The sequence below is a fragment of the Austwickia chelonae genome (assembly GCF_003391095.1).
Taxonomy (GTDB): Bacteria; Actinomycetota; Actinomycetes; order Actinomycetales; family Dermatophilaceae; genus Austwickia; species Austwickia chelonae_A.
In genome coordinates this window covers 2,916,034-2,935,035 of the sequence record NZ_CP031447.1, presented here as the reverse complement: position 1 = coordinate 2,935,035, position 19,002 = coordinate 2,916,034, and the positions used below count along the sequence as shown (strand labels likewise).

The following is a 19,002-nucleotide window of genomic DNA, read 5'->3' as shown; positions in this document are numbered from 1 at the left end:
TCGGGGAAAGGCCTCCGCAGGGGAGGGGATCACAGCAGGCCGGCCGTCGCCAACCCGTGGATCTGGTCTTCGGTGGCGAACAAGGCGTTCGGCACGGCGAGGACATGGTGGGCCTCGATCCCGATCGGGACGGTCCACGGCCCGGGCTGTCGCAGATCCGACGGGTGGCTGCTCACCCACTGGTCGGGGAACCCAGGTATCGGACCGGGCAGTTCCCACCCGCAGGCGAGGACCACGGCGTCGAACCGGCGGAGGCGGCCCGGGTCGTCCAACCGGAAATCGGCGAGCGCCCCGGCCTCCAGGGTCGGGCCGATGGTGGTGATCGTGACGGATCCCCGGCCGAGGGCGCCCTGCAGCCGGTAGGCGGTGTCGAGCGGAATCGCATTGGTGTAGCGGCGCAGCGGCGGGCCTTCCATCGCCTCGCCGCCGGGCCGGGCAGCTTCGGGAGAACGGTTCAGTACCCGCGACAGCGGGATGATCAGCTCGGACCAGTGGTTGTCGCCGAGACAGGCATCGATCTCCTTCTCCAGCAGCGCCGCCGGGGTGAACGAACCGGGGTCGTCCTGGGGGAAGGGGCGGCCGAGCTCTTCGGCGTTCCGGGCGATCAGCTGAGCGGCCTGTTCTGCGGAGGACGGGAGACCATCGGCCAATCGGCGTCGCCAAGCATCGAGCAGGTCGAGGTCGTCGGGCAGCACCCGCCGGACACTCGGGAGGAGACCGTTCCGGGAGGCCATGGTCACGGTGCTTCCCCGGTCGGCCAGGTCGAGGGCTATCTCGATGGCGCTGAGATTCGTCCCGACGACCAGCAGGTCACCTCCGGCGAGCCGCGCCATGGTGTCGGGCAACGGGTACGGGTCGGTGATGACATCCGGATGGTCGGCGATGTGGGTGAACGTCTCGGGGATCTTCGGTTCGTGCAGGCCCCGACAGAGGTACACCCGTGACAGGCCCGCGACAGGGGCGCTGTGCCGGGGGAACACGGTGATGCCCGACGGGGAGCGGTCGGCGCGGTCGACCTTGCCCGTCTGCTCGTGGAGGGTGGTCGTCGAAGCAGAAGAGTTCGAGCCCTTCGACGGATCGTGCCAAAGAAGTGGCCAGGAGCGTCGCGCTTGCTCCGGAGCCGAGGATCCCGATCCGCATGACGGGTGGTCCCTTCCGCTCGACGACCCCCAATTCTCCCAGAATCAACTTGGTGGAGTACGTGATTCATGCTGTGCGCTGGATAACTCGCCGGGGCGGGCGGATCCGTCGGCTGCCAGGGGCCTCAGCGCGTCAGGCCCGGGTCCCTGCCGGTTCGGGTTGGCACCCCGGGCACCAGAACAGATTCCGTTGGGCGACCGCCACGGTGCGTACCGGGGTGTCGCACACATGGCAGGGCAGGGTGGCCCGCCGGTAGACGTAGACCTCGCCGCCGTGCCGGTCCTGGCGCGGTGCCCGCCCGGTGGCCTCGGGGGAGTGCTCCTCCCGGACGGTGTCGATCCGTCCGTGCCGGACCGCGTAGGCCATCAGTTCGACCAGGTCGTCCCAGATCTGGTCGAACTCTGCCCGGCTCAGCGCCGTCCCGGGCAGCATCGGGTCCAGGCCCGCCCGGTAGAGCACCTCGGCGCGGAAGATGTTGCCGACCCCGGCGAAGATCTTCTGGTCCATGAGCAGCTCGGCGATCGACCGCTTCGACCGGTGGACGCGCCCCCACGCCTGATCCGGCTCGGCGTCCGTCCGCAACGGGTCGGGCCCCAGCCTGGCCAGGACGACCCGGCGGGCGTCGTCGTCGATGAGTCGGCAGATCGCCGGTCCACGCAGATCGCACCAGGCGTCGTCATTCTCCAGCCGCCACCGGACGGCACCGGTCACCGGCCGGTCGTCCGGCAGGTCACCGCCGTCCTGCGGAGCCCGGTGCAAGGTGGTCTTGCCGGCCATGCCCAGATGGATGTGCACGATGTCCGGCCCGAAATGGCAGAACAGATGCTTGCCATAGGCCTCTGCTGCGTCCAGCGGACGGCCGTCGATCAACACAGCGGAATCGGTGAACCGGCCCTGCGGGCTGCTGCTGCGGGTCGGCTGCCCGGCGAAGGCCTCCGTGTACGACGAGGCAAGTCGGTGGATGACGTGACCTTCAGGCATCGCGGTGCAGGACCTCCACAGGCGCAGGTTCGGGGGGGCGGAACACCCAGCACCGTACGCCCTGTCGTTTCTCCACGCTCAGAGGGTGTCGAAGAAGTCCTCGTCCATCCGGAGCAACTCGAAGGTCTGGTCGGTCTGGACACCCACCTTGTACTGCACGAGCAACTCTGCCAGACGAGCTCCGTCGATCAGCTCGATACGGGCATTGATGCGGTCGGCCTCCTGACGCGCACCTGACGAGAACCGCGACGTCGTGATGTAGACGCCCCGATCACCCTGCTTGCCCAGCAGCGCCCCGGCGAACTCATGGATCCTCGGGCGATCGATGACACGATCGGTGGCATATCGCTTGGCCTGCACGTAGATCCGGTCCAGCCCCAACGGGTCCTGACTGATGATGCCGTCCACGCCGGCATCACCGGTGGCACTGGTACGTTCCACCGATCCCGCTCGCCCATAGCCCATCCTCGCGAGCAAGGCGATGACCAGGTCTTCGAACCCGATCGGTGAGAGAGCCAACGCTCGGTCGAGGACCCCGCCTTCGAGGGAATTCTGGTTCTCCTTCACCGCGGCAGCGCTCAACTCCTCAGGGGTCGCTGCGCTCTCGACACCGCCGGGAAGATCGGCGACGGCCGGCGCGGTGTCTCGGGCGCGCTCGCGGAAGGTGCGGTAGGCCGGAAATGCTTCGAGGGTCTTCCGGTCGATGCGGTCAGGGTTGGCGGCAAGGGCTTGGCGGCCGGCATCGGTGATCTCGACGTAGCCACGTTGCGGGCGACTCAGAAGGCCTGCCTGGGTGAGATAGGTCAGTGCCCAGGCGACGCGGTTGTCGATCATCCGCTGCCTGCCGCTGGTCAGCAGGCGAGCCCGTTCCTCGTCGGCGAGGTTGAAGACGTCGGCGATGGCGTTCTTCACCTCGCGGGAGCGCATTCGTCCTCGCTCGGCCAGCATCGCCAGACAGGGCCGCATACAGGTCTGAAAGTCAGGGATCGTCAAGGATGTTCTCCTCCGTTATGCCCTTCCTCCGCAGGGTGGGGGCCTCATCGCCGTGAGCTGGTGCGTGCGCTGGTGGTCGGGGTGACGGTCTGGGTCGACAGTGCGGCGGTCTGTTCGGTCACCTGGTAGGCGTCGATCAGCCAGGGCTTGGGGCCTTGGGCTTTGATCAGGGCGATCCGGTAGGTCCGTTTGAGGATCTGCTGCTGGGGCTTCCCCGCGCTGTCGACCATGTGGGTGACGATGCCGGTCTCGAAGCCCAGACCGAGTCGGGATACTCCGTCGGTGCCTTTCGCGGTCCAGGTGACGGGGCGTCCGACAGCGAAATCGGTGGCCCAGCTCTTCGCATTCGGGTCGAATTTCAAGGTCTGGTTGTCCCAGGACAGGCGGGTCAGTGCGGAGATCCGGCGTCCGGCCTCCCCGGCAGGGTCCTGGGAGCTCACCAGAGTGGCGACATCCTTCTGCCACTGGGTGCGCAGATCCGGTGAGAGATAAGCCGCCGCGGCATCGAATTCGGTTGCTTTATAAGGGTTTCCGGCTTGTCGGCGGGCTGCGAGAGAGGTGAATCCGATGTCGCGGACAGTGCCTGCGGTCAGGCAGTAGGCCTCGGCGACGGCTGAAGCGGTGAACTCTTTCGAGGCAGCTTCGTCGGCGAGCTTGCCCGCCCAGGAGGCGGGGTCGCAGGCCATCGCGGCAGGGACTGCTCCGCCGTTGGTGGGGTTGGCCGTGGTGGGGCTCGCCGTGGGGGATTCCTGCGCGGTGGTCGGCAGACTGGTGGCGCTGGGCGTGGGGGAGAGCCCGCCCAGGGAGCTGAGGACGCCGAGATTCCGCGCGGTGAGAGTGGCACCGAAGGCGAGGACGAGGACGGTGGCACCGCCGAACGCGATCTTCGCCCAGGTGGGGGTGACCTTCTTCGGCTTCTTCTGCTTCGGGGGCTTCTTCTGCTTCGGGGGCTTCTTCTGCTTCGGCGCTGGGGGGACGGCGGGCGCCGCAGGTGCGCTGCCGTCCGGGTCGTTCGGGTGGTCGTCTCCTCCAGAGGCCGGGACCTCGGAGGGCGTCGTCGATACGGGAGATTCGGGCGAGGGACTGAGCGGAGCACCATTTTTCGCGGCTTCGATCTGGGTGGCGCGTTGGGCGGCGGCCGCCCGGACGGCGGCCATCCGGGTGGCCGCGAGCTTGTCGGCGGCCATCCGTTCGGAAGCGCGCCGGGCCCGTTCGGACCAGACCGGGGAGCGTTCAGCGGTGGTCGGCTCGGGGGTGCCGTCGGTGATGGCGGCGCGGGGTCCGGTGAGGCGTTCGGCGGCAGCTTTGGCGGCCAGGAGCTGGAGTGCAGCAGCGGCTGCGGCGGGATCCTTCTCCTCGGTGAGCGCGGCGATGGGCGCGGTGGTGTCAGGTTCTGAGGGCGACTTCTCCGGCGCTGCTGCTTCTGGAGTGTCCGGGTGCGGGTCGTCGCCGGTGCTCTCGGGCTGGGGCCTGTCGACATCGCCCGGGCCCGCCGCAGCGACCGGTGCCTTGTCGGCGTCCTCGGCCGGCCACGGGGCGGAGGCCTCCGGCGCGGGCGGGAGCGGTGCAGGGCGTCCCCCGTAGGCACGATGGGCGACATGGCGGCCACCCGGTGCGTCCGGTCCCGCAGGGTTCTCCGGGGGCGGCGCGGGTTCGTCGGCCGGTACATGCACTTCCACCGGCTCGTCCGGATAAGGGACGGGAGCCTGCGGGGGCAGCGGCGGCTCCTCCACGAAGGTTTCGATGGACTCCCACGGGTCGTGGTACGGGTCGGCGCTCGGCGCGGCACCATACCCGGGAGGCAGCGGGTCCTCGACGTATTCCTCGACGACGGCGTCCTCGATGTCCGGGTAGGCGTGTACGCCGTAGGGCAGCGGGTCGTACGGGCTGGGCTCGTGCGCAGGCGGGCTCGGATGCAGATCGGGGGTCGGCGGCCATGACGGGGTCGACCAGGCAGCTTCCGACTGGAGTCGGCGTCGGCGTTCCGCACGGGTCTCGCCGGCGTACCGGTCGGGCTCGTCGTCGCGCGGACTCATCGTGATGTTCCCTCCTGGGCAGCGGTCGGGGCCACCGCTGTCGTCAGTGCCTATCGGCCGTAGCAAGGGGACGGTTAGCTCGTAAGAGCACCCATCAGGTCACGAAAAAACGTCAATTTTCTTGGTGGGCAAAGAAGGTCGCAGGTCAGGCGGAGTATGTGGACAGAACGGGGTAAACCCTGGGTCACCATGGAGGTATGAACCCCCAGGCCGATCACCGTGCGACTGTCCCTGCTTCCCTCCTCGCCGCTGTGCAGGGGGCTGAGCACGTCACTGTGCTCACCGGAGCCGGGATGTCCGCGGAGAGTGGGGTTCCCGTTTTTCGGGATGCCGACCGTGCGCTGTGGGGGAAGTCCGATCCCGACGAAGTGGCCACCGCCGAAGCCTGGATGCACGACCCCGAACTGGTCTGGGCCTGGCACTGGTGGCTGGCCCGGCTCATCGGTCGCAGTACACCGCACGGCGGACATCGGGCGCTTGCGGAGTGGGCGCGGCACACCCGGATCGACATCGTCACCCAGAATGTCGATGACCTGCACGAGCGGGCGGGGTCGCCGCGCCCCCTGCACCTGCACGGATCCTTGTTCACCTTCTCCTGCGAGAGCTGCACCCGCCCGTACGACCTGGCGGTTCCGCCGTTGCAGGAAGGGGAAGAACCCCAGCTGCGTTCGGCTCCGCCGTCCTGCCCGCAGTGCGCGGCGAATGTCCGTCCCGACGTGGTGCTCTTCGGTGAACGTCTCCCGGAGGGCGCTTTCGACCGGGCGGTGGACCTGATGCTCACCACCGATCTGGTGCTGGTGGTGGGCACCTCGGGGGTGGTGCAACCGGCGGCATCGCTGCCCGACATCGCCCGGGGGCACGGCACGATGGTCGTGGAGATCAACCCGCAGCACACCGAACTGTCCTGGGGCGTCGACCTGTGTTGGCGGGAGGACGCCGGCCGGGCGCTGCCGGCGCTCGTCGAGGCCTTGGGGTTCGCGCAGGGGTGAGTTCCGCCGAGGGGGTCACCATTCCCCGGTGACGACCGTGCCCTGGTGGTAGACGGCTGTCCACCGGCCCGCCCGGACGCGCCACAGCGTGGAACGCCGGGTGCGACGGTCGCCCTGCTCGAGCAGGTAGGTCAGGAGATAGGTGTGCGGCGCCACGAGGCGACATTCCTCTTCGCCGGTGCGCCACGGGGTGGGGGTGGGGTTCTCGGCGCGTCGTCGGACGACCTCCCAGATCACGTCGGTGTCGAAGCGGCCGCCGGAGGCGCCGACCTCCCAGTAGTCGTGGATCATCCCGGATTCGAGTTCGTTCCGGGTGATACCGGCTTCAGGGAAGTGCAGCAGGCGCTCCCTGGTCATGAGTTCGGTCAGGAGATCGGCGGGGGCCTGGGTGGTCGTCCTGGGGTCCATACCGCCATCCCACCATGTCAAGAGGTGTGTGGGGTGCGTGCCGGACGTCCGCTGGGTGCAGGGATTCCGGCCTCGAGCAGGTCGAAGACGATGTCGAGATCGGCTTGCATGTCGTCGGGCCCGTTGGTGCGGGCGCGCCGCCGGGCCAGGGCGGTGGACACGGCGGCGAGGGCCACCGCGACGGTGAGCTGCGGGTAAGGGTCGTGGGCGGGGTCGCCGCCGGAGCGTCGGGCGACAGCCTCGGCGAGGGCTTCTTGGACCTGGCGGGAGATGCCGCCGAGGGTGCCGGCGAGTTCGGGGTGGGTGGCCATCAGCCGGTTGCGTTGATGGCGCAGTGCGGGGGCCGCTGCCACGGAGACCAGGTGGGCGGTCAGGATGTGGCGCAGGGAGTTCCGGGGGTCTTCTTCGGCCGGGCGTTCCTCGAAGGCCGCGGCGAGCTGTTGGGGCAGTTCGGGGTCGGTGCCGATGATGGCGGCGTCCTTGGTGGGGAAGTAGTTGAAGAAGGTGCGGGGGGAGACGCCTGCGTGTTCGGCGATGGCTCCTGCGGTGACGGCGTTCAGCCCGTCACGGGCGGCGAGTTCCAGTGCTGCGTGGTGGAGGCGTAGCCGGGTCTCCCGTTTTTTCCGTTCGCGCAGGCTGCCGTCGCTCATGACCTCAGCCTAAAGGAATTTTTGCAGAGGATGCAAAGTTGCAGACTCTGCAAAAAAGCCGCATTCTGAATGAGGAACTGTAGGCGCCGCCCTTGACCATCCGGGCCGCCGTGCCGATGGATCCGATGAACACCCAGCGACACCAGGAGCATCCGTGAACACCGCATCCACCGGACCCGCAGTCGGCGAATCGACGTTCACGCTCAGCCGTGACGAGCGCAAGATCTTCGCCGGCCTCATGATCGCGATGTTCGTGGCCTCCATCAGCCAGACCATCGTCGGCCCCGCCATGCCACGCATCGTCGCCGAACTCGGCGGCATGGACCACTACTCCTGGATCGCCACCGCAGCCATGCTGGTCAGCGCGATCAGCGTGCCCATCGTCGGGAAGCTCTCCGACCTGTACGGGCGACGAGCCTTCTGCCTGGGCGGGATCGCCGTCTTCATGCTCGGCTCCGTCATCGCCGGATTCGCCCAGAACTTCTGGACCCTGGTCGCAGCCCGCGCTCTCCAGGGCCTGGGCATGGGCACGTTGATGACCCTTTCCCAGACCGTCGTCGGCGACATGATCCCGCCACGTCAACGCGGCAAATACCAGGGCATCATGGGGTCGGTCTTCGGTCTGACCTCGGTAGCCGGGCCTCTGGCCGGTGGATTCATCACCGACCACTGGGGTTGGCGGTGGCTCTTCTTCGCCGCCTTGCCCTTCGGTGTCGTCGCCTTCGTCGTCCTGGCCGCCTCCCTCCATCTGCCCCACGAACGTCGGGACGCCCGCCTCGACTGGCCCGGTATCCTCACCCTCAGCCCCGCCCTGGTACTCCTGCTGACCGCCACCACTCTCGGCGGGACCACCTACCCGTGGGGGTCGACCCGGATCATCGGCATGTATGTCATCGGGACGCTGCTGCTCCTGCTCTTCATCGCCCTCGAACGCCGCAGCGACGAGCCGATCCTGCCGCTGCACCTCTTCGGCAACTCCTCCTTCGCCTTGTCGGTGCTGGCCTCCTTCGTGCTGTCGATGATCATGTTCGGTGCCATCATCTACATCCCGGTGTACGCCCAGGGCGTCCTCGGCGTCAGCGCCACCAACTCCGGGATGATCCTGATGCCGCTCATGGTGGCCCTGGTGCTGATGGGCATCGTCGGAGGGATGTTCATCACCCGCACCGGCCGGTACAAGGAACTGTCCGTCCTGGGCGTCCTCGTCGTCACGCTGGGATATCTGCTGCTGGCCCGCCTCGACCGCACCTCCGGCGAACTCGAACTGACCGCCGCGATGGCCGTCATCGGTATCGGCCTGGGCGCCTGCAACCCGGTGTACACCCTGGTCGTACAGAACAGCGTGATGCGCGCCGACCTGGGCGTCGCCACCGCCGGGGTGCAGTTCTTCCGCAATGTCGGCTCCACCGTGGGTGTCGCCGTCTTCGGCACCATCATGACGACCCGCCTCCCCGAAGCCATCGCCTCCCACCTGCCCACGCAGACCCCCAGACAAGGTCTCACCGGCGTCAACGCCGGATCCGTGCTAGACCCTTCGACCCTGCAGAAACTGCCACCGGCGATCGCCGAAGCCGTCCGCTGGGGCCTGTCGGACTCGCTGCACACCGTCTTCCTCACCGGCCTCCCCCTGGCCCTGCTCACCCTGCTGCTCACCCTGGGGATCACCCCCACCCCGCTGCGCGACACCGTGCACACCGACGAGGGGCAGGGACGCGAACTCCTCGACACCATGGGACGGTCCGCCGCAGGTGACCTGCTCGCCGTCCCCCTGGGGCACGGATCAGCGGCCTCCCGTACCAAGGAACGACTGCTCGGGCTGCAACTGAGGCTCCTCGCCGAACAGTCCGGCCGCGGCACCCACCCCCACCTGGTCCGCGCCGTGGAAGATCTCGGCGAAGGCAGCCTCGACCGCGGGATCGCCCTGCTCGACCGCACCTCGCTGATGCTCACCACCGAAGACCACGAGCTCGTAGTTCGATCCGAGAAATATGCCGCCGAGGTCGCCGCCGCCGGAGAACGCCCCGGTGGGGTGCTCTCCCCAGAGCTGCAACGCACCCTCGCCGCGGCGGCCGCCGAACTCGACGAGGACCACGTCCTGAGCACCGTGGAACCGCTGGTGACCGAACGCCACTCCGCCGTCGACCTCGACAGCCTGTCGGCGGTCAACAGTGCCCTGACCGCGGCATTCCTCGTCGACCTGACTCGACGCCCAGGTCAACGAGCGGACACCTCCGGGGGAATCGCCCCCGAAGACCAGGTGTAGTAGTCGTCCCCGGCGTAGCCCGACACCGACCAGCCTTCTTGGGTCAGCGCCGACGCGACGACCGCGCCACGGACATTCACGACGCCGTCCCCGGCCGCGCCGACGACTCGCGCCGCTGCCGCCGCCAACAGCCGACGGTTCCGCGGGCTGTCCAACAAAGCACGCTGGGTGACACAGAGCCGACCGTGCTCGTCTCGCACCAGGTCGAGAGCAGCGACCGGGTCGCCCAGGTCGTCCCGCACGATCACCAACTCGAAGGTCTCCTCCACGAGAGCCGCATCGATCCAGCCCTTCTGCTCACGGCGCCGGCTCTCCATCCGGTCGTGGCGAATCAAGTACTTCATCGTCCCGGCCTGCCACAGGGCGTTCTGCCCGCGATGGTGAGAGCACAACCGGACGACGGACGCCGGGCAGCCATGATCGGGAAAGGTGAGCGGGGGTGTACTGGCGATGGTTTCGGTCATCTCGCTAGCTCCTCGGTAGCGTCCCGAGGCGCAAGAAGGGACCGTGCGGCGATGCCGCCGTCACCCGCCCCCTGGCCTCGAGGGTCGATGTGGGCCGACCGTCAGGCGACCGGACTGAGCCTGCCAGGAAAGCACGGGCATCACCGTTGCGGGACAGCGCCGGATTCTCACCGGCTTCGCTGAACGATCGACAACCGCGGCAGTGCGGTCGCCGTCACAGTAACACCGGCGATCCGGGCACGTCCCGGCATCAACCGGCACCGACCTGCGTGTCACGCCCCGCAGCTGCCTTCCACGAGAAGTCTCTTCGTTCGGGCCAGGCAGCCCACCCAAGTGTTAGCGTGTGCCCGGGTCGTCACCGACGACCCGCCGACCCTCCAGCGAAGCCGGTGAGAACCCGGCGCTGTCCCGCAACGGTGATGCCCGTCCCCGACGGTCTCAGCCCGGTCGCCTGGAGCTGTCGGTACCCCATCGGTCCCCGAGGCAGGGACACCGGGAACGGTCGGCCATCCGGGCGACCACGGTGTGCTGTCTCGGACGTCACCCGTGACAGGAGCCCTGGAATGCTGGAGCAGCCCGCCACCCCGATCGCCCGCCGTGAACGGCAGCGCCCCCGCACCGCAACCCATCTGGCCGATACAGACCGTTGGATCGCCCCCAACTACTCACCCGTGCCGATCGTCTTGGCCAGCGGCGAGGGCGTCTGGGTCCAGGACATCGACGGGCACCGATACCTCGACGCCCTCGCCGGATACTCGGCGCTCAACTTCGGCCACCGCCACCCGGCCCTCCTGGCTGCCGCTCACGCCCAACTCGACGAACTCACCCTCACCAGCCGGGCTTTCCACTCGGTCGGCCTGGGCACCTTCTGTCGCGAACTGGCCGACCTGTGCGGCAAAGACATGGTGCTTCCGATGAACACCGGAGCCGAAGCAGTCGAGAGCGCCCTCAAAATGGCACGCCGTTGGGGCGTCGTCGCCAAAGGCGTACCCGTCGAACGCTCCACGATCATCGTGATGGACGGCAACTTCCACGGACGCACCACCACCATCGTCGGTTTCTCCACCGACCCCGACGCCCGCACTCACTTCGGGCCCTTCACCCCCGGCTTCCGCATCGTCCCCTACGGCGACCTCGACGCCCTGGCCGCCGCCATCGACAATGACACCGTCGCCGTCCTCCTGGAACCCATCCAGGGCGAAGGCGGCGTCGTCATCCCACCCGACGGCTTCCTCCGAGGAGTCCGCCGCCTGTGCACCGAACGACGCGCCCTGATGATCGCCGACGAGATCCAATCCGGACTCGGCCGCACCGGAACCCTCTTCGCCTGCGACCACGAAGACGTCGTTCCCGACGCCTACCTGCTCGGCAAAGCACTCGGCGGGGGGATCGTCCCGGTATCCGCCGTCGTCGCCGACACCGATGTCCTCGGCGTCTTCACCCCCGGATCCCACGGCTCGACCTTCGGGGGCAACCCCTTGGCCGCCGCCGTCGGCACAGCCGTCGTCGAACTCCTCCGCACCGGTGAATACCAACAACGCGCAAAAGAACTCGAACCGCTCCTCCGCGAAGGACTGCACCGACTCCTCGGCCGAGGACTCACTGCCGTGCGCCTCCGCGGACTCTGGGCAGGCATCGACATCGACCCCGGCCTCATGACCGGAAAACACGCCGCCTGGCAGATGGCCGAACACGGCGTCCTGGTCAAGGAGACCCACGGCTCGACCCTCAGGATCGCCCCACCGCTCACCATCACCGCCACCGAGATCTCCCAGATCGTCGACGCCCTCGACGCCGTCCTCGCCGCCGCCTGAACCCGCCCGACAAAGACACCTCTAGCATGAGCCTCGGACCACCACGGGACGAAGGGAACACGATGAGCCTCCGACACCATCGCACCAGAACGGGCACACCGTGAACCGGACGATGCTGCTGATCGGGATCGGCGCCGGCGACCCCGACTGGGTCACCCTCGAAGCCGTCCGCGCCATCCAGACCATCGACGTCCTCTTCGTCGTGCTCAAAGAAGCCGATCTCGACGAACCCGTCCGTATCCGGCGCGAACTCATCACCCGCCATCGCACCACCCCTCTCCAGGTCGTCGAACTGCGCGACCCGCCCCGGCCCTGGCGATCAGCCCCCGACTACGACGCCGCCGTCACCCGCTGGCGCGAACAACGCCTCGACCGGTGGGGGCAGGCCGTCTCGGAGGCGCTCGCCGACGGCCAGACCGGAGGCTTCCTCGTCTGGGGGGACCCCAGCCTGTATGAGAGCACCCTGGCCATCGTGGAGGAACTGGCCGGCCGGGCCCCGGCACACGAAACCCTCGACGTCCGGGTCGTCCCCGGGGTCAGCAGCGTGCTCGCCCTGGCGGCCCGGCACCGTATCCCGTTGAACCGGCAAGGGCGGGCAGTACAGGTCAGCCCGGCCAGGCTGTTGACCGACGGGATGCCAGAGGGCGTCGACGACGTCGTGGTGATGCTCGACGGCCGGCAGACCTTCTCCCGGATCGACCCGACGGGCATCGACATCTACTGGGGTGCCTATCTGGGCACTCCGGACGAGATGCTGATCGCCGGGGCACTGGAAGAGGTCGGCGACGAGATCGTGACGGCCCGGGCCGAGGCCGCCGCCCGCAAGGGATGGATGTTCGACACCTACCTGCTGCGCCGCCGCGTGGTCACCCCACGGTCCTAGACCTCAGGTCGCCCAGGACGGCCATCGGCTCGGCGGTTCCACCCCCGCGGCAGCCGAAGCCAGATCGTGCAACAAGGACGATCCACGGTCGTAGTAGGACTCATGCCCCATGTTGAGCCGGGTCCATACCCGGCCGCCGTCGGGGTAGGTGGCCAGATGCGGCATCGGCGCCAGCGCCTTCACCCCGGCCAGCTTCGACACCTCCGGGCCGAAGATGCCCAGCCTGGGGATGAAATCACCGGTGGCGACGGCGGCGTACACCTGCCCGGAAGGCACCTTCAAGGTCGACAGGTCATCGGTGAACAGCCCCGGGCAGCCGGTCACCAGGCAGGCGTCGAAGACATCCGTCTGCTGTAGTGCCAGGCCGAGCACCGATGCGCCATAACTGTGCCCGGAGGCCACCAGCCGGGTCTCCGGGCCGATCACGGCACGCAGCCCCTCCGCGCAGTCGACCAGGAGGGGTGCGGCCTCCCTGGCATAACGGTCGTCGATGGCCTCGCCGGGGACCAACCAGCGGATGCCGCTGTTCCCCAAGGCCTGGCGAGTCGCAATGTCATAGGGGGCCTGATAGCCGATCCAGTCGACGACAGCGACTCCGTCCACGCCACCCCGGTCTGCGCCGGCAACCCGTCCGGTCTCCTCCCGCAGCGCCGACATCCACATGGCTTCCCGGTAGAGCCGCAGATCGACAGTGGTTGTCGTGCCCGGTACGTGCACGATCACGGTATGTGCCCGTTCCAGGTCCCCCAACACCACGGCCGTCCGCAAGGGGTAGGCCCGGGCATCCAACAAGTACAGGGAACGCTGCTCCCACGGGGTGCTGATCTCGTCCAGCGCGGCCAGGGACTCGGCCGGCACCACGGACCCGGGGATCCGCTGCTCGTCTTCGTCCGGGGAGATGAGCGCTCGTAGCTTCAACAACCCGCGCAGGTCACGGCGTGCTCGTTCGTCGGCGTCGTCGACGCTGCCGACGCGGGGGATCGGGCCGTCACCTGGCCCTGAGGCCGCGGCGATCTCGTCGCCGATGTCGGTGGCGCGTAGGTGGATCTCCTCGGCGAGGGTCGCGGTGTTCGCGCCGTGACGGACCCGGCAGGGTAACCCGTCGGCGCGGCCGCACCAGTGCCCGAGCCGTTCGACGACCAGTTCGCGGTCGGACTCGGGGAGATCGGCCCACCACTGAGCTACCCGGCGTGGATGCTCACCGGCAGGGATCCTGGGGAGACGACTCCCCGTCGCATCGACTTCGGGGAAACGCTGCGTCGCCGCGTCTGACTCAGCCCGGAGAAGATCGGCCAGCGAATCGGCGGTCAGGAAGATCATCCGAAGTCGTCGATGCCGCAGCTCGTCGGTGAGGGTCTCCTCAAGCCGGTTCCAGCCATGTTCGGAACCGGCCTGCCGCATGAACTCCTCGTGCAGGGCTGCGGCCCGACCCAGCACATGGTCCAGGTCGTCGGCGACAGCGGACAACTCCTGGGCGAGACGACGAACGGGCTCCTTTTTCCCCGAGACCTGCCCGCCGGTGTGCCATTCGCCTTCCCGTCTGCTCGGTCGGTCGGGACGCACGCCGCTCACACCGTTGCCGCGGACCGATGCGCGGGCGCAGCGGCGATGACCCCGGCCGGTGCACCCCGGCGGCGTAGCTCGGACTCGGTCCGGTGCCGTCCACCGTGTTCCAGACCCGCTGCTGTGCTCGTCCCCGACCAGACCCGACATCCCCGCCGCCACACCGAGACCGACATCTGCGCCCCCAGATGTTCAACAGCCCCAGGTGTATTGCGCCGTGTAGAGGGGAGCGGAACCGGTAGGACGTGGGCGTCGTCGAGGGAACCCTCGCCGTGGACCAGCACCGTCCAGGTCCGGTTGCGGCCCAGCAGCCGCCACCGTTCGTCGGTGATCTGCGCTCGCACCGGAGAGACCACGGGGTTGCCGAGCCGCAGCACCTGGCCGTCGGGGAGCGCGACGACCAGCGCAGTGACCTCGGTGCATAAGGGGCCTGCCGTGACCTGCCCGCCGGCGAAGGCCACGCAGGCTCCGTCGCCGAAGCCCTGCGACTGGCCCCACCACCAGGAGTCCGGGAAGCCTTCTCGTCCCCAGTTCTTCTCCGCGTAGACCTCGGCGTCTTCCAGCAGCATCTCGCTGCCGTCGACGACCACCGCGCCGGTGGCGCGGCCGCCCAGCGCCCACGGATGCCAGTACTGGTTGAGCCCGGGCACCATCTGGAAGAGGCTGGAGCCGCCGAAGGGGTGACGTGGCCCGCTGGGGTAGGGGCGCAGAGCCCGGACCCGGACGTCGACGTGTGCACCGGGCATGTCCAGGTGGACCTGGTCGGCGGTGCCGGTGAACCGGGCGTTCCGGTCGGGGGCGGTCAGTAGCGGTCCGCAGGCCCGGGCGTCGATACCGTGCCGTCCGGCTCGGCCGTCGTCGACGGCGGTGACCACGAGGCGTCCGGCGGGGTGGTCGGCGACACCCAGGGTCGTCCAATGGCGTCCGGTGGTGTCCCGATTGATCCCGGCCAGCACGATCGCGGTGGCCCCGGCGGGGGTGGTGAACCGCCAGAAGTAGCCCTCCATGGCGACGTCGTGGGATCCGGTGGGGTCTCCGTAGGGTCCGTCGGCGCCGGTGCTGCGGTAGCAGCCGCGCAGCCCGTGCCAGGGTCGTGCCATCGTCGTCTCCCTTCACCTGATCAGTCGCATCAGCGAATCAGATTCCGTGACAAACGTATAGCGGGGGAGGTCAGCTGTCTTCGAGGTCGAAGGCCTGTCGCAGGAATGCCCCGTAGCGTCGCAAGGCCTCGTCTCCGACATGGGCGCACTGCGGTGAGACCTGGTCCAGCTGCAGGAAACCGTGCACCAGGTTGTCGTAGTGGAGATGTTCGCAGGGCACCCCGCCGGCGCGCAGCCGCTGCGCGAACCAGAGCCCGTCGTCCCGTAAGGGGTCGTGCTCCGCAGTGATGACGAAGGTGTGCGGCAGGCCCGCCAGTGAGGCGTACAGCGGATTCACCGCAGGGTTGTCCCGGTGCAGACGCTCCGGCACCCACTGATCGACGTACCATTGCAGGTCTTCGCGTTCGAGTCCCCAGCCGTGTCCTTTCTGCTGGATGCTCGGTGAGGTCAACGTCAGATCGATCAGCGGGGTCATCATCAGGAGGTGACCGGCAGGGTCGCCGTTCCCGGCCAGGGCATCGTCCCGTAGACGTAGCGCGGTCATCGCTGCCAGGAGACCGCCTGCGGAATCCCCGGCGATGCCGATTCCGGCGCGGTCGTCGCCCCCGACGAGGCCCAACATGGCGTCCGCCCAACGGACTGCGCGCACGGCGTCGTCGATGGCGGCCGGTGCCCGGAACTCGGGTGCGCGCCGATAGTCGATCGCCAGTACCGTCACGTCGGCATGCTGGGCGAGCCGCCGGGCCAGCCGGTCGTGGGTGTCCAGGTCGCCGAGGACGAAACCGCCTCCGTGGAGGTAGACCAGGACGGGCAGGCGGGCGAGCCGCGGCCGGTATATCCGCGCAGTGAGATGCTGCCCCAGGTCGTGGTCCTCGACCGAGGCCATGTCCGGTCCCGGCCCGACGGCGCGGGCTGCGTTCTTGTTCGCCAATCTGAGTCTGGCGACTCCCAGATGGGCTGCCATCGGGCAGCCCTGTGCGGCGGCTGAGGCCCAGGCGCGCAGAGCCTCGTCGGGCATGTCGTGCATGTGCTCGGACCGCCCGGTGGCCATGCTCGGATCTGTCCCCACCTCCGCAGGGTAGCCGTTGGAGGCGTATTGGGCGGCCCTTGCGGAGCTCTGCCGGGCCGGGTGGTTTCGTTGCCGGGCCCGGCAGGCCGGTCGGAGGATCAGCCGGTGATGTCGGCCATCGGCGCGGAGGCGTGGGGCGAGTGGACGGTCCAGGCCGGTGGGATCGCCTGTGCGGTCCGGGGCGTCGCGATATCCCCGGCATGTCCGGGGCGGGGGAGGACCCGGTGTCGGTAGGGCGCGCACCGGTAGCGCAACGGACGGTCGAACCGGGCCTTCAGCGCGGGAAGCAGCGCTGCGAGCGTGCGGGCTTCGCCCAGCGCGGTGTGGCTGTCGGTGAAAGGAATTGCGAGCTGCCTGGACAGGGTGCCCAGCCGGTGGTTGGGCACGTCGAGGACCTGCCGGGACAGCCATGCGGTGCACAGGGCGGGAAGCCGAGGACGGGTGAATCCGGCTGCGGTGAGTTCCATGCTGAGGAAGGCTTCCTCGAACAGGGCGTTGTGGGCGACGACGACGGCTCCGTCCAACCGGGCGAGGACGTCGTCGGCGATCTGAGCGAAGGTCGGGGCCTGTGCGACGGTGTCATCGGTGATGCCGTGGGCGAAAGCTGTTCCCGTGGAGGAGCCGGGGTTGACCAGGGTCGTGTACTCGTCGGTGATCTGCCCGTCGTTGTCGATCCGGACCACGGCGATCTCGACGATCCGGGCCCCGGCGGACGGGGACGGTCCGGTCGTCTTGATCCCGATGACGGCGTACGGGCCGGTGTGGGTTTTCCCTTCGTCGGGGTGGGCGTAGACGAACATTTCTCCGCGCATACCTGCTTCGGCGAAGGGGCGGTGGACGCGGGGGAAGCAGACCGACCCGACCCTGGAACGAGCTGGCAGCGTCCGACTCTGGGGGCGGGACGGGCGGTGCGGTGATGTCTTCCGGCGGGTGCGGACTTTCCTGGCACGACGGAGGGTGTCTCCGATCCGCCCGCGGCGCAGCGCGGAGTATGTGATTCCTGCAGTGAGGGCCAGCCCGGCCAGTGGCGTCATCGAGGTCACCTTTCTCGCGAGGAACTCGCGTCGGTGGAGCTGAGGAAAGGGTTGTGACCGCGGCTCTGCGGAGGTCGCAGCCGTTCCGGATCGTCTCGGCTGCTGGGCGGGAAGATAACAGCGTCGGCTGGGCCTCAGCCGGGTGTCTTCTGCCTCAACGGTGTCCGGTCGGCTGCTGGTCAGACGACGGGCAGCTGTGACCCCCGCGTCGGCTGGGCCTCGGCCGGGGCGATGATGGCACGGTGAGCCCGACACCAGAGAGCATCCTTCGCCCCGCCACTCTGCTCCGCCTGGACGGCACCCTTCTCGACGACGGACGCCGCGTCCCTCGTGCCTGTGTCGTCGCCGAAGGCGAACGTGTCGTCTATGCAGGAACGGTCGCTGAGCTGCCTCCTCATTTGTCCGCCGTGCCCCGGGTGTCTGGTCTGCGCGCGGACGTCCTGTTGCTGCCAGGTCTGGTGGATCTGCACCATCATGGTGCTGCTGGCGGCGAGTACGGCCCCGATCCAGAGGGGTGCCGTCGCGCGGTGGCCCATCATCGCGCTCACGGTTCCACCACCTTGGTTGCTTCGTTGGTGTCCAATTTCCCCGATGTCCTCGACGCCGGGGTGCGGACCTGCGCGGCTCTGGTCGCCCAGGGGGAGCTGGCCGGGGTGCATCTGGAGGGGCCCTTCCTTTCCTACGCTCGTCGGGGCGCCCAGAACCCGGCGGCGCTCACCGATGTCGATCTGCGCCTGGTGGAGCGTCTGGCGGAGACGGCGGAGTCGGCGGGGGCGCCGGATGCTCTGGTGCAGATGACTTTTGCCCCGGAGCGTCCGGGGGCGGACGGTTTGCCTGCGGTCCTGGCCAGGCACGGAATCGTCGGCGCGGTGGGGCATACGGACGGTACGGCGGCACAGGCGAGGGCCGCGGTCGGTCGGGTGGTCGACGGCGGGGCGCGTGGCGGGCAGGCGTTGGCGACGCACCTGTTCAACGGGATGCGCCCGCTGCACCATCGCGACCCTGGGCCGATCGCGGGGTGCCTGGCGGCGGCGGCGCAGGGCGAGGTCGTCCTGGAGGCGATCGGTGACGGCGTGCATCTGGACGCGGGGACGGTGCGGATGCTCTTCGACGTGGTCGGCCCCGGGGCGGTGGCCTTGATCACCGATGCGATGTCGGCGTGTGGGATGCCGCCGGGGAGGTACACCCTCGGTGGCCAGGATGTGGTCGTCGACGGTCGGACCGCGCGTCTGGTGGAGGGGGATTCGATCGCCGGTGGGGTGGCGACGATGATCGATGTCCTGCGGTGGACGGTCACCGAGGCAGGGGTTTCCCTGCCGGAGGCGGTGATGGCGGCGACGTCGACCCCGGCCCGGGCTGCCGGTGTGTCCGGGGCGGGTCGTCTGGTGCCAGGCGCGTGGGCGGATGTCCTCGTGGTGGACGAGTACGACGAGCTGGGAGTGCCGCTGGTGGTGCGCGCGGTGTATCGGCGGGGGGTGGCGGTCGCCGCGGGATGACCGAGGGGCGGACGCGACCGAGAGGGCGGGCCGCTCCGGAGGCGGAGACGCCGGTGCCCTTCACCATGGGGCGGGTGAGGGGCACCGGCCCGAACGGTGCCGACTCCGTTCGGGGCGCG

General features: G+C 69.0%; 16 protein-coding genes and 1 riboswitch. Of the genes, 5 read left to right on the top strand and 11 right to left on the bottom strand.

What is annotated here, in order from left to right:
- Positions 1-29: 29 nt before the first annotated feature.
- From DX923_RS12965 to DX923_RS12950, 4 genes are all read right to left on the bottom strand, one after another.
- Entirely contained in the window at positions 30-938 is a 909-nt protein-coding gene (locus tag DX923_RS12965) for a hypothetical protein (RefSeq protein ID WP_162872968.1), read from the bottom strand.
- 334 nt (positions 939-1,272) lie between these two features.
- Positions 1,273-2,121: an Fpg/Nei family DNA glycosylase gene (locus DX923_RS12960; protein ID WP_116115541.1), complete on the bottom strand. Its 849-nt coding sequence runs from the start codon at positions 2,119-2,121 to the stop codon at positions 1,273-1,275.
- Between the two features lie 78 nt (positions 2,122-2,199).
- Positions 2,200-3,114: a restriction endonuclease gene (locus DX923_RS12955; RefSeq protein WP_116115539.1), complete on the bottom strand. Its 915-nt coding sequence runs from the start codon at positions 3,112-3,114 to the stop codon at positions 2,200-2,202.
- A 44-nt stretch (positions 3,115-3,158) separates the two neighbouring features.
- Entirely contained in the window at positions 3,159-5,150 is a 1,992-nt protein-coding gene (locus DX923_RS12950; protein ID WP_116115536.1) for a hypothetical protein, read from the bottom strand.
- A gap of 197 nt (positions 5,151-5,347) precedes the next feature.
- Here DX923_RS12950 and DX923_RS12945 point away from each other — a divergent pair, with 197 nt between their 5' ends.
- Entirely contained in the window at positions 5,348-6,139 is a 792-nt protein-coding gene (locus DX923_RS12945; RefSeq protein ID WP_116115534.1) for an SIR2 family NAD-dependent protein deacylase, read from the top strand.
- Between the two features lie 15 nt (positions 6,140-6,154).
- On the opposite strand, the gene DX923_RS12940 is transcribed toward DX923_RS12945, so the two are convergent.
- A complete protein-coding gene (locus DX923_RS12940; protein ID WP_116115532.1) occupies positions 6,155-6,547 on the bottom strand; it encodes a DUF4440 domain-containing protein in 393 nt (130 codons plus the stop codon).
- Between the two features lie 17 nt (positions 6,548-6,564).
- On the bottom strand, positions 6,565-7,197 hold the full coding sequence (locus DX923_RS12935; protein WP_116115530.1) for a TetR family transcriptional regulator: 633 nt from the start codon (positions 7,195-7,197) through the stop codon (positions 6,565-6,567).
- A 154-nt stretch (positions 7,198-7,351) separates the two neighbouring features.
- On the opposite strand from DX923_RS12935, the gene DX923_RS12930 reads away from it, so the two are divergent.
- On the top strand, positions 7,352-9,460 hold the full coding sequence (locus DX923_RS12930) for an MDR family MFS transporter (RefSeq protein ID WP_346218087.1): 2,109 nt from the start codon (positions 7,352-7,354) through the stop codon (positions 9,458-9,460).
- Here DX923_RS12930 and DX923_RS12925 read toward each other — a convergent pair.
- A complete protein-coding gene (locus DX923_RS12925) occupies positions 9,412-9,924 on the bottom strand; it encodes a hypothetical protein (RefSeq protein ID WP_116115528.1) in 513 nt (170 codons plus the stop codon). The genes DX923_RS12930 and DX923_RS12925 overlap by 49 nt on opposite strands.
- A gap of 83 nt (positions 9,925-10,007) precedes the next feature.
- Positions 10,008-10,127, bottom strand: a riboswitch (cobalamin riboswitch).
- Positions 10,128-10,487: 360 nt separating this feature from the next.
- Between DX923_RS12925 and rocD the strand changes: the two genes are divergently transcribed.
- Both rocD and cobF read left to right on the top strand, forming a co-directional pair.
- Entirely contained in the window at positions 10,488-11,738 is a 1,251-nt protein-coding gene (gene rocD, locus DX923_RS12920) for an ornithine--oxo-acid transaminase (RefSeq protein WP_116115526.1), read from the top strand.
- Positions 11,739-11,838: 100 nt separating this feature from the next.
- A complete protein-coding gene (cobF, locus tag DX923_RS12915; RefSeq protein ID WP_116115524.1) occupies positions 11,839-12,621 on the top strand; it encodes a precorrin-6A synthase (deacetylating) in 783 nt (260 codons plus the stop codon).
- A gap of 3 nt (positions 12,622-12,624) precedes the next feature.
- Here cobF and DX923_RS12910 read toward each other — a convergent pair whose 3' ends face one another.
- The 4 genes from DX923_RS12910 to DX923_RS12895 form a co-directional block, all read right to left on the bottom strand.
- Positions 12,625-14,184: an alpha/beta hydrolase gene (locus tag DX923_RS12910; protein WP_116115522.1), complete on the bottom strand. Its 1,560-nt coding sequence runs from the start codon at positions 14,182-14,184 to the stop codon at positions 12,625-12,627.
- A gap of 5 nt (positions 14,185-14,189) precedes the next feature.
- Positions 14,190-15,284 (bottom strand): tocopherol cyclase family protein, encoded by a 1,095-nt coding sequence (locus DX923_RS12905; protein ID WP_116115520.1) that lies wholly within the window; start codon positions 15,282-15,284, stop codon positions 14,190-14,192.
- A gap of 70 nt (positions 15,285-15,354) precedes the next feature.
- On the bottom strand, positions 15,355-16,353 hold the full coding sequence (locus DX923_RS12900; RefSeq protein WP_205413046.1) for an alpha/beta hydrolase: 999 nt from the start codon (positions 16,351-16,353) through the stop codon (positions 15,355-15,357).
- Positions 16,354-16,451: 98 nt separating this feature from the next.
- Positions 16,452-17,387, bottom strand: a complete 936-nt coding sequence (locus tag DX923_RS12895) for a 3'-5' exonuclease (protein WP_116115518.1) — start codon at positions 17,385-17,387, stop codon at positions 16,452-16,454.
- A gap of 242 nt (positions 17,388-17,629) precedes the next feature.
- On the opposite strand from DX923_RS12895, the gene DX923_RS12890 reads away from it, so the two are divergent.
- A complete protein-coding gene (locus DX923_RS12890; protein ID WP_116115516.1) occupies positions 17,630-18,883 on the top strand; it encodes an N-acetylglucosamine-6-phosphate deacetylase in 1,254 nt (417 codons plus the stop codon).
- Positions 18,884-19,002: the final 119 nt, after the last annotated feature.

What these genes read in the sequence shown, in the direction of transcription:
- DX923_RS12895 (WP_116115518.1), bottom strand. Translation starts at nt 17,387, where the DNA reads ATGACGCCACTGGCCGGGCTGGCCCTCACTGCAGGAATCACATACTCC.
- DX923_RS12950 (WP_116115536.1), bottom strand. Translation starts at nt 5,150, where the DNA reads ATGAGTCCGCGCGACGACGAGCCCGACCGGTACGCCGGCGAGACCCGT.
- DX923_RS12960 (WP_116115541.1), bottom strand. Translation starts at nt 2,121, where the DNA reads ATGCCTGAAGGTCACGTCATCCACCGACTTGCCTCGTCGTACACGGAG.
- DX923_RS12935 (WP_116115530.1), bottom strand. Translation starts at nt 7,197, where the DNA reads ATGAGCGACGGCAGCCTGCGCGAACGGAAAAAACGGGAGACCCGGCTA.
- DX923_RS12945 (WP_116115534.1), top strand. Translation starts at nt 5,348, where the DNA reads ATGAACCCCCAGGCCGATCACCGTGCGACTGTCCCTGCTTCCCTCCTC.
- rocD (WP_116115526.1), top strand. Translation starts at nt 10,488, where the DNA reads ATGCTGGAGCAGCCCGCCACCCCGATCGCCCGCCGTGAACGGCAGCGC.
- DX923_RS12940 (WP_116115532.1), bottom strand. Translation starts at nt 6,547, where the DNA reads ATGGACCCCAGGACGACCACCCAGGCCCCCGCCGATCTCCTGACCGAA.
- DX923_RS12905 (WP_116115520.1), bottom strand. Translation starts at nt 15,284, where the DNA reads ATGGCACGACCCTGGCACGGGCTGCGCGGCTGCTACCGCAGCACCGGC.
- DX923_RS12925 (WP_116115528.1), bottom strand. Translation starts at nt 9,924, where the DNA reads ATGACCGAAACCATCGCCAGTACACCCCCGCTCACCTTTCCCGATCAT.